The sequence below is a fragment of the Mesorhizobium sp. M0800 genome (assembly GCF_040320095.1).
Lineage (GTDB): Bacteria > Pseudomonadota > Alphaproteobacteria > Rhizobiales > Rhizobiaceae > Mesorhizobium.
Genome location: NZ_JAMYOZ010000039.1, coordinates 1 through 12,180, shown reverse-complemented (window position 1 = coordinate 12,180; position 12,180 = coordinate 1). Strand labels below are relative to the sequence as shown.

10 protein-coding genes are annotated in these 12,180 nt (G+C 64.5%); 6 read left to right on the top strand and 4 right to left on the bottom strand.

The window, feature by feature from the left end:
• Positions 1-10 precede the first annotated feature (10 nt).
• The 5 genes from NKI18_RS29590 to NKI18_RS29570 all read left to right on the top strand — a co-directional run bounded on the left by NKI18_RS29590 (position 11) and on the right by NKI18_RS29570 (position 6,839).
• Positions 11-871 (top strand): carbohydrate ABC transporter permease, encoded by an 861-nt coding sequence (locus NKI18_RS29590; protein WP_023675946.1) that lies wholly within the window; start codon positions 11-13, stop codon positions 869-871.
• Positions 868-1,719 (top strand): carbohydrate ABC transporter permease, encoded by an 852-nt coding sequence (locus tag NKI18_RS29585; RefSeq protein WP_352620895.1) that lies wholly within the window; start codon positions 868-870, stop codon positions 1,717-1,719. Before NKI18_RS29590 ends, NKI18_RS29585 begins: the two co-directional genes overlap by 4 nt.
• A gap of 8 nt (positions 1,720-1,727) precedes the next feature.
• A complete protein-coding gene (locus NKI18_RS29580) occupies positions 1,728-2,825 on the top strand; it encodes an ABC transporter ATP-binding protein (RefSeq protein WP_352620893.1) in 1,098 nt (365 codons plus the stop codon).
• Positions 2,826-2,881: 56 nt separating this feature from the next.
• Entirely contained in the window at positions 2,882-4,915 is a 2,034-nt protein-coding gene (locus NKI18_RS29575) for an aldo/keto reductase (protein ID WP_352620892.1), read from the top strand.
• A 136-nt stretch (positions 4,916-5,051) separates the two neighbouring features.
• The gene (locus NKI18_RS29570; protein WP_352620891.1) at positions 5,052-6,839 is read left to right on the top strand and encodes an NAD(P)-binding domain-containing protein; all 1,788 of its coding nucleotides are present in this window, start codon (positions 5,052-5,054) and stop codon (positions 6,837-6,839) included.
• A gap of 147 nt (positions 6,840-6,986) precedes the next feature.
• Here NKI18_RS29570 and NKI18_RS29565 read toward each other — a convergent pair whose 3' ends face one another.
• From NKI18_RS29565 to NKI18_RS29555, 3 genes are all read right to left on the bottom strand, one after another.
• The gene (locus NKI18_RS29565) at positions 6,987-8,216 is read right to left on the bottom strand and encodes an amidohydrolase/deacetylase family metallohydrolase (RefSeq protein ID WP_353021474.1); all 1,230 of its coding nucleotides are present in this window, start codon (positions 8,214-8,216) and stop codon (positions 6,987-6,989) included.
• 22 nt (positions 8,217-8,238) lie between these two features.
• Positions 8,239-8,604 carry a RidA family protein gene (locus NKI18_RS29560; RefSeq protein ID WP_023675940.1) on the bottom strand — a complete coding sequence of 122 codons (366 nt, stop codon included), beginning with the start codon at positions 8,602-8,604 and terminating at the stop codon, positions 8,239-8,241.
• 187 nt (positions 8,605-8,791) lie between these two features.
• Complete coding sequence (locus NKI18_RS29555; RefSeq protein WP_352620886.1) at positions 8,792-9,220, bottom strand: Lrp/AsnC family transcriptional regulator; 429 nt, start codon at positions 9,218-9,220, stop codon at positions 8,792-8,794.
• Between the two features lie 123 nt (positions 9,221-9,343).
• On the opposite strand from NKI18_RS29555, the gene NKI18_RS29550 reads away from it, so the two are divergent.
• The gene (locus tag NKI18_RS29550) at positions 9,344-10,447 is read left to right on the top strand and encodes a saccharopine dehydrogenase family protein (protein WP_352620884.1); all 1,104 of its coding nucleotides are present in this window, start codon (positions 9,344-9,346) and stop codon (positions 10,445-10,447) included.
• Positions 10,448-10,615: 168 nt separating this feature from the next.
• Here NKI18_RS29550 and lpdA read toward each other — a convergent pair whose 3' ends face one another.
• A complete protein-coding gene (gene lpdA, locus NKI18_RS29545; protein ID WP_352620882.1) occupies positions 10,616-12,010 on the bottom strand; it encodes a dihydrolipoyl dehydrogenase in 1,395 nt (464 codons plus the stop codon).
• Positions 12,011-12,180: the final 170 nt, after the last annotated feature.

The window sequence follows — 12,180 nt, the reverse complement described above, 5'->3', positions numbered from 1 at the left end:
GAGGAAAACGATGCGCTACCAGAACGCCACGGCGTATCGCTTCCTCGCGCCGTATCTGCTGATTTTTTCGATCTTTTGGCTGTGGCCGATCATCGATTCCTTCCTGATCTCGTTCCAGGCGACGCGCACCGTGCCGTGGCGCTTCGCGCCGACCTTCAACTGGGGCCGGCTGATCGGCGATCCGGCCTTCTTCAATGCCTTGAAGAACACATTGCTGATCCTTGTCATCCAGGTGCCGGTGATGATTTCGCTGGCGATTGTGATGGCGGTGCTTTTGAATTCGCCACTGCTCAAGGCCCGTGGCCTGTTCCGCTTTGCCTTCTTCGCGCCGGTCGTGGTCGGCGAGGTCGCCTATTCGGCGGTTTTCCGGCTGATGTTCAATCTCGACTACGGCATCATCAACAAATTGCTGAACGGCATCGGCCTGCCCAGTGTCGACTGGTTTACCAACGTCACCCCGGCGATGGCGGTGATCATGATGGCGGTGACGTGGCGCTGGGCCGGCTACAACGCCATCATCCTGCTCGCCGGCCTGCAGTCGATTCCCGAGGATGTCTACGAGGCGGCGACCCTGGACCGGGTCAGCAAGGTCAAACAGTTCTTCTACATCACGCTGCCGCTGCTCAAGCCGATCATCGTGTTCTGCGCCGTGCTGTCGATCATCGGCACCATGCAGCTGTTCACCGAGCCCTTCCTGATCACCGAGCGCGGCGGGCCGGGCGGCGGCACCGAAACGCTCGGGCTGCTGCTTTACCGCCAGGGCTTCCGGTCGCTCAATTTCGGCTACGCTTCGGCCGTCGCCTACACCATGGCCGGGCTGGCGATTGCCATTTCGCTGGTGCAGATATGGCTGACGAGGGAACCGAAATGACCTCGCACTCAAGAGTCAGCCGTTCCCAGGCCAGATTGGGACGCAGCATCGCGCTGCATCTGTTCCTCACGCCGCTGGCGCTGGTCTGGCTGTTTCCGCTGTGGATGATGGTGGTTTTTTCGACGATGCCCGACAACGGCATCTTCAGCCCCGATATCGAGCTTTTGCCGCATGGCAATTTCCTCGACAATGTCAGCAATCTGCAGCGCGGCACCAATTTCATCGGCGCCATCGGCATCTCCGTCTCGGTGGCGGTGACCTATACCTTCCTGTCGGTGATGCTGACCTCGATGGCCGGCTGGGCGCTGGCGCGTTACAACTTCTTCGGCAAGGGCGTGGTCGTCGCCATCATCTTCGGCACCATCACGCTGCCCTATGCGGTCGTGCTGATCCCGCAATTCATCATGGTGGCGCGCGACTTCAAGCTCGCCAACACTTGGGTGGCGCTGATCGTGCCGCCGCTGTTCAATTCGCTGGGCGTGCTCTTCATGCGGCAGAGTTTTTCGATGATGCCGCACGAGCTGTTCGACGCCGCCAAGGTCGAGGGCGTCAAGGAATGGCGGATATTCCTGTTCGTCGCACTGCCTCTGGCGCGGCCGATGCTGGCGGCGCTCGCCATCATCCTCTTCCTTGCCTCCTGGAACAACTATCTCTGGCCGCTGCTGATCAATTCCAAGCCGGGCGCAATGACCGCGCCCGTGGCGCTCGGCACGCTGATCGGTCTCACCAAGGTGTCCTGGGGCGGCATCATGGCGGGCGCGGTGATGCTGACGGCGCCAATGCTCGTCGTGTTCGTGCTTCTGCAGCGCCATTTCGTTGCCGGCATCGCCGCCGGCGCCATCAAGTAAGGATCAGCATGGCGGCAGTCACACTCAAAAACGTCATCAAGCGCTTCGGCGTCTTCGAGATCGTCCACGGCGCCAATATCGACATCGATGACGGCGAATTCGTCGTCTTCGTCGGTCCTTCCGGCTGCGGCAAGTCCACGCTGCTTCGGATGATCGCCGGGCTCGAGGACATCAGCGACGGCGAGATCGCCATTGGCGGCAAGGTGGTGAACGACGTCGAGGCGGCCGATCGCGGCATCGCCATGGTGTTCCAGTCCTACGCGCTCTATCCGCACATGACGGTCGAGCAGAATCTGAGCTTCGGCCTGAGAATGACCGGCAACGCCAAGGCAGATACCGAGCGGCGGGTGAAGCGGGCTTCCGAAATCCTGCGCATCGCCGAGCTGATGAAGCGGCGGCCGCGGCAATTGTCGGGCGGCCAGCGCCAGCGCGTCGCCATCGGCCGCGCCATCGTGCGTGAGCCGCAAGTGTTCCTGTTCGACGAACCGCTCAGCAATCTCGATGCCGAGCTCCGGGTGCAGATGCGCGTCGAGATATCGCGCCTTCATAAGGAACTCGGCGTTACCATGGTCTATGTGACGCACGACCAGACCGAGGCGATGACGCTGGCCGACAGGATCGTCGTGCTCAACGCCGGCAATATCGAGCAGATCGGCGCGCCGCTCGATCTCTACGACGACCCCGCCAACCGCTTCGTTGCCGGCTTCGTCGGCTCGCCGAAAATGAACTTCCTGGCGGCAAAAATGGTCGGGGCCGACAACGGTGCGGCGGTCGTCGAACTGGTCAATCATCGCGGCGCGCGACTGCGCAAGCCGCTTTCGGATGCCTTGCCTGCAACAGGCGGCGATGTCGTGCTTGGCGTGCGGCCGGAGCATTTCTTCGACGCCGGCCAGGGCGATTGCGACCTTACCCTCAAGGCCGACGTCGCCGAGCACTTGGGATCGGTGAGCTATGTCTATGCCAATTCCGGTACCGGGGGCGGACGCGAGGAACTGATCATCGAGCGCGAGGCCTCGCGGCATCGCGCGAACGGCGACGACCTGGTGGTGTCGATCAAAGCCGACCGCTCGCTTCTCTTCGACGCCACCGGCGCACGCATTCGCTAACCCATCTTTCTTTTGTCCGATCGCGATTGCTCGCGGCCACCCCACGGAGATTTGACATGACGTCCAAACCAGAAAAAGTTCGCTGGGGCATTCTCGGGCCCGGCAACATCGCCAAGGCTTTTGCCGGGGGCGTCGCCCATTCGCGCACCGGCACATTGGTCGCCTTAGGGGCGCGCAATCCCGGCAAGGCGGGGCTCACCGAGGCTTTCCCCGGCGCCCGCATCCTCGACGGCTACGAGGCTTTGCTTGGCGATCCGGATGTCGACGCGATCTATATTTCGACGCCGCATCCGAGCCATGCCGAATGGGCGATCAAGGCGGCCGAGGCCGGAAAGCACGTGCTTTGCGAAAAGCCGCTTGGCCTGACCGCATTCGAAGCCGACGCCATGATCCATGCCGCGCGCAAGGCCGGCACCTTTCTCGGCGAAGCCTTCATGTACCGGCTGCATCCGCAGACGGCCAAGCTGGTCGAGCTGATCAGGGCCGGCGCGATCGGCGACATCAAGATGATCAAATCCAGCTTCGGCTTCGCCATGCCGGGCTTCATGCCGGAGCACCGTCTCTACGCCAAGGATCTCGCCGGCGGCGGCATTCTCGATGTCGGCGGTTATCCCGTCTCGATGGCGCGGCTGATTGCCGGCGCCCCGGCGGGAAAGCCCTTCGCCGAGCCGGACAAAGTCGTCGGCGCTGCGCATCTCGGCCAATCCGGCGTCGACGAATGGGCGTCGGCGCTGTTGCATTTTCCGGGCGGCATCGTCGCGGAAGTGTCCTGCAGCATCTCGCTCGCTCAGGACAATGTCTTGCGTATTCTCGGCAGCAAAGGCCGCATCGAGGTGGCGGATTTCTGGTATGCCGGCGGCCAGCAAGGCGGCACCGGCGAAATCCGCATCATCCGTCCGGGTGTCACCGAGGTGGTCGAGGTCACGGAGGACGGCTGGCTGTACGCATTTGAGGCCGACGCCGCCGGCGAGGCCATTCTCGGCGGAAAGCAGGAGTTCGCCTGGCCCGGCATGGGCTGGGCCGACAGTCTCGGCAATCTGCGCGTGCTCGACAAATGGCGGGCCGCAATCGGGCTCGAATACGACATCGAGAAACCGGCAAAGCGCGTCAACACGATCTCCGGACGGAAGCTGCGCTCCGGCGGGACCGCCATCCCCAAGCGCAGCATTCCGGGCTTGCCGCGGCCGGCCTCGTGCCTGGCGCTCGGCTTCGAGGATTTCCGCACCTTTTCGTCGGGCGCCATCCTGCTCGACGCCTATTTCGAGGCCGGCGGCAATCTGTTCGACACCGCCTTCGTCTACGGTTCCGGCTATACCGAGACGCTGCTCGGCCAGTGGCTGAAGAACCGCGGCGTGCGCGAGCAGTCGGTGGTCATCGGCAAGGGCGCGCACTCGCCGCTCTGCTATCCCGACGTCATCGGCAAACAGCTCACCCAGTCGCTCGAACGGCTGCAGACCGACCATATCGACGTCTATTTCATGCACCGCGACAATCCGGATGTGCCGGTCGACGAGTTCGTCGATGCGATGGACCGCGAGGTCAAGGCCGGCCGCATTCGCGGTCCGTTCGGCGGCTCGAACTGGACGATGGAACGCATGGACAAGGCGATTGCCTATGCCGAGCGCACCGGGAAGCAGAAGCCCGGCGCGCTTTCCAACAATTTCTCGCTGGCCGAAATGCTGGAGCCGATCTGGGCAGGCTGCGTCACCTCCTCCAGCGATGAATGGAAGGCCTGGCTCACCGCCCGGCAGATGCCGAACTTCGCCTGGTCGAGCCAGGGCCGCGGCTTCTTCACCGACCGCGCCGGCCGCGACCGGCGCGACAATGAGGAGCTGGTCCGGGTCTGGTACTCGGAGAGCAACTTCGGCCGCCGCGACCGCGCCATCGAGCTCGCCAAACGGCTGGGCAAAAGCCCGATCCACGTCGCGCTCGCCTATGTCCTGGCGCAGCCGTTTCCGTCCATCCCGCTGATCGGGCCGCGCACGCTCGACGAATTGGAAGACAGTCTCCAGGCGCTCGACATTTCGCTTTCGCCGGACGATCTTGCATGGCTGGATAGCGGTTCGGATCAGGCCCGCGCGCGGGCCTGACGGCAGCGGCAGTCGCTTCGGCCTACGCTGCGCCCTTAGCTTCCGGACTGTTTGCGCCCTCACCCTCTCCCGCAAAGAACCGGGAAAGGGTAAGAATGAGGGCAGCGCAAACGTCACTGGAAGTTAGGGGAGACAGATGCTCGACATCGCACCGACGAAACAGGCGGCCACCTGGCTCGATTCCTTTGCCCGGGCGCTCGAGGCCGGCGACGTCGAGGCCGCAACCAATTTGTTCGTCGAGGACTGCTACTGGCGCGATCTCTTGACCTTCACCTGGAACATCAAGACGATGGAAGGCCGCGCCGCGATCCGCGACATGCTGGCGGCGACGCTGGCAACGACTAGGCCTGCCCAGTGGCAGCTCGGCGGCGAAGCGACTTCGGACGAAGGCACGATCGAGGCCTGGTTTTCTTTCGAGACGTCATCGGCGTGGGGCCATGGCATCATGCGCCTCAGGGACGGCAAATGCCGGACGCTGTTTACGGCGATGAGCGATCTCAAGGGGTTGGAGGAGCGCAAGGGCCCAGCGCGGCCGCTGGGCGTCCGCCACAAGGCGGATCCGGAACGCGAGACCTGGCTGGAGGCGAGGCGCCGCGAGGCGCGTGACCTCGGCGTTAGCCAACAGCCCTACTGCCTGGTTATCGGCGGCGGCCAGGGCGGCATCATGCTGGGGGCGCGGCTCAGGCAATTGGGCGTGCCGGCCATCGTCATCGAGAAGAACGCCCAGGCCGGCGATTCCTGGCGCAATCGCTACCGCTCGCTCGTGCTGCACGATCCGGTCTGGTACGACCATCTGCCCTACATCCCGTTTCCCGAAAACTGGCCGGTGTTCACGCCCAAGGACAAGATGGGCGACTGGCTGGAGATGTACACGCGCGTCATGGAGCTCAATTACTGGACCTCCACGACATGCGTCAGCGCGTCCTATGACGACGCCGAAAAAATCTGGACGGTCGAGCTCGATCGCGCCGGCGAGCGCATCACGCTGAAACCCAGGCACATCGTCTTTACAACCGGTGCTTATGGCCCGCCCAGGCGCATCGACTTGCCGGGTGCCGAGGTCTTTCAGGGCCAGATCCTGCATTCCAGCCAGTATTCCAGCGGCGAGAGATTCCGCGGCAAGAAGGTCGCCGTCATCGGCGCGGCAAGTTCCGGCCATGACGTCAGCGTCGATCTCTGGGAGAGCGGCGCTGAGGTGACCATGGTCCAGCGGTCGCCGACGACGGTGGTCAAGTCGGACACGCTGATGGAAATCGGCTTCGAGATCTTCTCGGAAAAGGCGCTGGCGCGCGGCATCACCACTGAAAAGGCGGACATGATCGTCGCCTCGACGCCGTTCGCGCTGCTGCCGCAAGGCCAGCGGGCGCTTTACGACGTCATCAAGGCGCGCGACGCGGCCTTCTACGATCGCTTGCGCGGCGCCGGCTTCGCCATCGATTTCGGCGACGACGAGACCGGGCTCCTGATGAAGGCCTACCGCACCGGCTCGGGCTTCTACATCGATGTCGGCGCTTGCGACCTGATCATCGATGGCGAGATCGGCATCCGCAGCGGCGTCGGGATCAAGTCGCTGACGCCGACAGGCATCCTCTTCGACGACGGCTCCGAACTGGCGGCCGACGCAATCATCGCCTGCACCGGCTATCTCTCGATGAACGAAACCGTGGCGGCGATCGTCTCGCGCGAAGTCGCCGACAAGATCGGCCCGTGCTGGGGTATTGGCTCGGGCGTGAAAGGCGACCCGGGTCCGTGGCAAGGCGAATTGCGCAACATGTGGAAGCCGACAGCACAGGAAGCGCTGTGGTTCCACGGCGGCAATCTGGCGCTGTCGCGCTTCTATTCGAAGTACGTCGCGCTGCAGATCAAGGCGCGCATGGAAGGCATTGCGACGCCGGTCTATGGAGCGCCGGGGGTGAAGCTGTGATCTCCCCCCTTCAGGGGGAGATGGCCGGCAGGCCAGAGGGGGTCGCCGCACGTCGAGCGCCAACCTCCATCCGTTGCAGGAAGACGAGCCCGGTCGAACCGACCCCCTCTGTCGCCTTCGGCGACATCTCCCCCTCAAGGGGGGAGATCACCCACGCTCGAAATGCCTGGCCGCAACATCGACATGAGTGTCGTGCGCATGCGCTTCGATGCGTTCGGTCTCGCCGAGATCGTCCACCGCCTCGTTCGGCCACCAGCTGCCGCCGACCACGATTCCGTCCGAGACCAGCCTTTGCTCGGCGACCAGCGAGGCGCCGACCGAATCGACAAAGGTGAAGCGGCCCGGACGCAGCCGCAGCACCGCGATGTCGCCGACCGCACCCACCGCCAACCTGCCGAGATCGGGCCTGGCGATCGCTTCCGCCGGCCGCTGTGTCGCGGCGCGCAGCACCTCGACCAGCGGCATGCCGAGCGCCAGCAGCTTCGACATGCAGACCAGAATGTCAAAGGCCGGCCCGTCGACGCAGTAGAGATGCACGTCGCTGCTGATCACGTCCGGCGCCAGCCCCTCGCCGAGCATCGCCTTGGCCACTTCGAAATCGAACGAGCCCATGCCGTGGCCGATATCGAAGATGACGCCGCGCTCGCGCGCCAGCCGCATATCTGGCCGCACCGCCCCCGAGGCGAAGACCGGCGCGTTGGGAAACGGCCGGAAGCAGTGGGTGAGGATGTCGCCCTCGCGCAGCCGCGGCAGCACTTCCGAGCGGCCCGGCGGCGGCTCGTCTATGTGCGCCATCAGCGGCAGGCCGGCTTTGTCGGCGGCTTCGAGCGCGAGATCGACCGGCGCGATGCCGCTGCTGCCGCCGGCATGGCGACCCGAGCGGACCTTGACGCCGACAACCACGTCCGCGTGCTCGCGAGCCGCCGCTACCGTCTCGCGCGGTTCGCAGAGCCGGAGGTCGCTGCACTCGCCGACCGCCACGGTCTGCGAGAAGCCGAATATGCCGGCAAAGGAAATGTTGACATAGGCCAGGATGCGGACTTTCGAGCGCTCGATGACGTGGCGGCGAAAGCCAAGGAAATTGCCGGCGCCGGCGCTTCCGGCATCGATGAAGGTGGTGGTGCCGCTCTTTGCGGCGAGCCGGTCGGCATCGACGCCGAGCGACGTGCCGCCCCAATAGACATGGCTGTGCAGGTCGATCAGGCCCGGCGCGACGATCGAGCCCGTGGCATCGATGACGCGGGCGGCACGTTCGAAAGGGATTTCGGTGTCGATCGCGGCGATACGGCCGTCGGCAATCGCCAGATCGCGCTGCGCGTCGAGGCCGGAGGCCGGATCGATGAGGCGGCCGCCTTTTATCAGGAGATCGAATTGCATCGCGCCTGTCTCCACTTTCCCGTCAGGCCGGCCTGTAGGCAACGGCCTCGACCTCGATCTTGATGTCGATCATCAGCCGCGACTCAACTGTCGTGCGCGCCGGCGGGTCTTTCGGGAAATGCCTGGCATAGACGGTGTTGAAGATGCCGAAATCGCGGGCGTCTTCGAGCCAGACCGTCGTCTTGACTACGTCGTCCAGGGTACAGCCGGCCAGCGCCAGTGCCGCCTTGACGTTCGACAGCACCTGCTCGGTCTGTTCGGCGATGCCGCCCTTGACCACCAGCCCGTCTGTGCCGACCGGCACCTGGCCTGAGACATAGACGAAATCGCCGGCCCTGACCGCCGGCGACAACGGCACATGGGATTTTCCAAAACACTGCTTGGGCAAGGAGGCCTCCTCTGGAAATCGTTGCGTGACCGCGCGACTTGTCAGCTTGGCGCGAGAGGACGCGGCCTCTCTGCGAGTCTCATCCAACATTTTCGAAGCCTATATCGCTTTGCCGCGAGAGCGCCAGAACGATCACTGCGCTCGGTGATCCTTCGCGCCAGCGTCTGGACCCGCGACACCAGCCCGCTCAGCGGTCGATCCGCGTCGACAGGATGATCGACGACGACGTGCGCTCGACTCCGTCCATGGCGCCGATCTGGTCGAGAAGCGTGTCAAGATCCCTGATCGACGGCGCCTCGACGATGACGATCATGTCGAAATTGCCGCTGATCGAGTGCAGCGTGCGAACCGGTGCCAGCGCCTGCAGGCTGCGCACCACCTTGTCGGCAAGCTTGGGGGTGACGGTGAGCAGGACATGCGCCCTGACCAGCCCCTGCTCGTAATCCGGCGACAGCCTGACCCCGTAGCCGGCGATGATGCCGCGCTGTTCCAGCCGCTCGATCCGGCTTTGCACCGTCGTTCGCGAGACGCCGAGCCGCCGCGCCAGTTCGGCGGTCGAGGCGCGCGCATTGGTACGCAGCAGGGAAAGCAGAGCCTGGTCGGCATCGCTGAGCATTTCGACGAACCTTACCGGCACATTGCCCAAAGAGAGGCTGCGTTTCGTACAATCTCACGCTTCCTTTCGACAGGCAAGCTGCGATTCTAACCGTGAATTTAGCATTGGTGCGAGGGACCGGTCATGAAGGAAATCATCGTCGTCGGCGCCGGCAAGATCGGCTCGACCATTGCCGAGATGCTGGCTTCCACGGGCGACTACCATGTCACGCTTGTCGACCGCTCGGCGGCGCAGTTCGGCGCGGCCGAACTGCCTGAAACGGTCGAGACGCTGGAACTCGACATCGAGGCCGCCGGCACCCTCGAAGCGGCCTTGGCCGGCAAATTCGCGGTGCTCAGCGCCGCGCCCTTCCATCTGACCGCGCGCATCGCCGAGGCGGCGGCCAGCGCCGGCGTGCACTATCTCGATCTGACCGAGGACGTCGTCAGCACCAGGCGGGTCAAGGAACTGGCGCGCTCCGGCAACAGCGCCTTCATCCCGCAATGCGGTCTGGCGCCCGGCTTCATCTCGATCGTTGCCAACGATCTCGCCAGCCGCTTCGACACGCTGGAAAGCGTGCGCATGCGGGTCGGCGCGCTGCCGCAGTACCCGTCGAATGCGCTGAACTACAATCTGACCTGGAGCACCGACGGCGTCATCAACGAATATTGCGAGCCTTGCGAGGCGATCGTCGAAGGCGAGTTGATCGAAGTGCCGCCGCTGGAGGAGCGTGAAGAATTCTCGCTCGACGGCGTCACCTACGAGGCGTTCAACACCTCGGGTGGACTGGGCACGCTGGCCGAAACGCTGAAAGGCAAGGTGCGCACGCTGAACTATCGCACCATCCGCTATCCCGGCCATGCCGCGATCATGAAGGCGCTGCTCAACGACCTCGGCCTGCGCCACCGCCGCGACGTGCTGAAGGACATTTTCGAAAGCGCCCTGCCGGCAACGCTGCAGGACGTGGTTATCGTCTTCGTCACCGTCAGCGGCCGCAAGAACGGCCGTCTGCTGCAGGAGACCTACGCCAACAAGATCTACGCCAGGCGTGACGGCGAAACGGTGCGCAGCGCCATCCAGATCACCACCGCATCGGCCATCTGCGCGGTGCTCGACATGCTCGCCGACGGTAGCTTGCCGGCCAGGGGCTTCATCAAGCAGGAGGACATCGCGCTCGACGCGTTCCTGGCCAACCGCTTCGGCCGCGCCTATGCGCAGCACGAGATGGTTAGCCGGCTTGCAGGATGAGCTGCGTAATCTCCCCCCTCGAGGGGGAGATGTCGCCGAAGGCGACAGAGGGGGTCGCCTCGCGTAGAGCGCCAACCTCCATCTGTCGCAAGGGAGGTCGCATCCAGTCGAACCGACCCCCTCTGGCCTGCCGGCCATCTCCCCCTCAAGGGGGGAGAGCGCGAGCCATCAGACATGCAGTGCGTGCCCCAGCGCCTTCAGCGCCGCTTCCTGAAAACCCTCGCCCTGTGTCGGATGGGCATGGATCGTCCCGGCGATGTCCTCCAGCGTCGCGCCCATCTCCAGCGCCAGCCCAAACGCCGTCGACAGTTCCGACACGCCCTGGCCGACGGCCTGGATGCCAAGCACCAGGTGGTTGTCCGCCCGCGCCACTACCCGGACGAATCCGTCCTCGCCCAACTTCGTCATCGCCCGGCCATTGGCGGTGAAGGGAAACAGTCCGACCTTGATCTCGCCACGGGTCTTGGCCTCCTCCGGCGACAGGCCTGCGGTGACCAGCTCCGGATCGGTGAAACAGACAGCCGGGATCGCTCGTCTGTCCCAGCTGCGCTTGTGGCCGGCGACGATCTCGGCGACCATTTCGCCTTGCGCCATGGCCCGGTGCGCCAGCATCGGCTCGCCGGTGACGTCGCCAATGGCAAAGATACCACGCATCGAGCTGCGGCACTGGTCGTCGATGCGGATGAAGGGTCCGGCCATGTCGAGGTCGATCTGCTCCAACCCCCAGCCTTCGGTCACCGGCTTGCGACCGACCGTGACCAGCACCTTGTCGGCGGCAATCTTGCCGTTCTTGCCGCCATTCGTCTCGACCAGCAGCGCGTCGCGCTTAGTGGACAGCCCCTTGGCCTTGGCGTTCACGAGCACCTCGATGCCGAGTTCGGCCAGCCGCTTCACCACCGGCCGGGTCAGTTCCGCATCATATTGCGCCAGCACGCGCGGCAACGCCTCGACTACGGTCACCTTGGCGCCCAGCTTGGCAAAGGCGATGCCGAGTTCCAGACCGATATAGCCGCCGCCGACCACCGCCACCCTCTCCGGAACTTCGCTCAGCGCCAGCGCCTCGGTCGACGAAATGACCGGCCCGCCGAACGACAGCGATGGCAGCTCGACCGGCGCCGAGCCGGTCGCTATCACCACCGTTTCGGCTCGGATCACCTGCATGCCGATCTCGGTCTCGACGGCAACGGTCTTGCCGTCGCGAAATGTCGCCCAGCCATGCACCGTCTTCACGCCAGCTTTCTTCAGCAGGCCGGCGACGCCGTTGTTCAGCCGGCTAACGATGCCGTCTTTCCAGGCAATGGTCGCCGCGAGATCAAGCGACGGTCCTGCGATGGAAATTCCGAGCAGGCTCTTGCCGCTGGCCATGTGCGAGAGCTTTTCGAACTCTTCGGCTGCATGGATCAGCGCCTTTGACGGGATGCAGCCGACATTGAGGCAAGTGCCGCCCGGTTTGCCTGCCTCGACGATCACCGTGTCGATGCCAAGCTGCCCGGCGCGGATGGCACAGACATAGCCGCCCGGACCGGCGCCGATGACCAGCAGCTTGCAGGAGATTTCCTTCATGTCAGCTGCGTCCTTTCGGGGATAAATGCCCCACCATCCGGCCGCTGCGCGCCTTTCCTTCTCCCCCTGTGGGAGAAGGTGGATCGGCGCGCAGCGCCGAGACGGATGAGCAACCGTGCTTCATATCGATGCCGGATTCCACGATTTGTTGTCTCGGACCATGGCGTTGA

What these genes read in the sequence shown, in the direction of transcription:
- NKI18_RS29590 (WP_023675946.1), top strand. Translation starts at nt 11, where the DNA reads ATGCGCTACCAGAACGCCACGGCGTATCGCTTCCTCGCGCCGTATCTG.
- NKI18_RS29585 (WP_352620895.1), top strand. Translation starts at nt 868, where the DNA reads ATGACCTCGCACTCAAGAGTCAGCCGTTCCCAGGCCAGATTGGGACGC.
- NKI18_RS29580 (WP_352620893.1), top strand. Translation starts at nt 1,728, where the DNA reads ATGGCGGCAGTCACACTCAAAAACGTCATCAAGCGCTTCGGCGTCTTC.
- NKI18_RS29575 (WP_352620892.1), top strand. Translation starts at nt 2,882, where the DNA reads ATGACGTCCAAACCAGAAAAAGTTCGCTGGGGCATTCTCGGGCCCGGC.
- NKI18_RS29570 (WP_352620891.1), top strand. Translation starts at nt 5,052, where the DNA reads ATGCTCGACATCGCACCGACGAAACAGGCGGCCACCTGGCTCGATTCC.
- NKI18_RS29565 (WP_353021474.1), bottom strand. Translation starts at nt 8,216, where the DNA reads ATGCAATTCGATCTCCTGATAAAAGGCGGCCGCCTCATCGATCCGGCC.
- NKI18_RS29555 (WP_352620886.1), bottom strand. Translation starts at nt 9,220, where the DNA reads ATGCTCAGCGATGCCGACCAGGCTCTGCTTTCCCTGCTGCGTACCAAT.
- NKI18_RS29550 (WP_352620884.1), top strand. Translation starts at nt 9,344, where the DNA reads ATGAAGGAAATCATCGTCGTCGGCGCCGGCAAGATCGGCTCGACCATT.
- lpdA (WP_352620882.1), bottom strand. Translation starts at nt 12,010, where the DNA reads ATGAAGGAAATCTCCTGCAAGCTGCTGGTCATCGGCGCCGGTCCGGGC.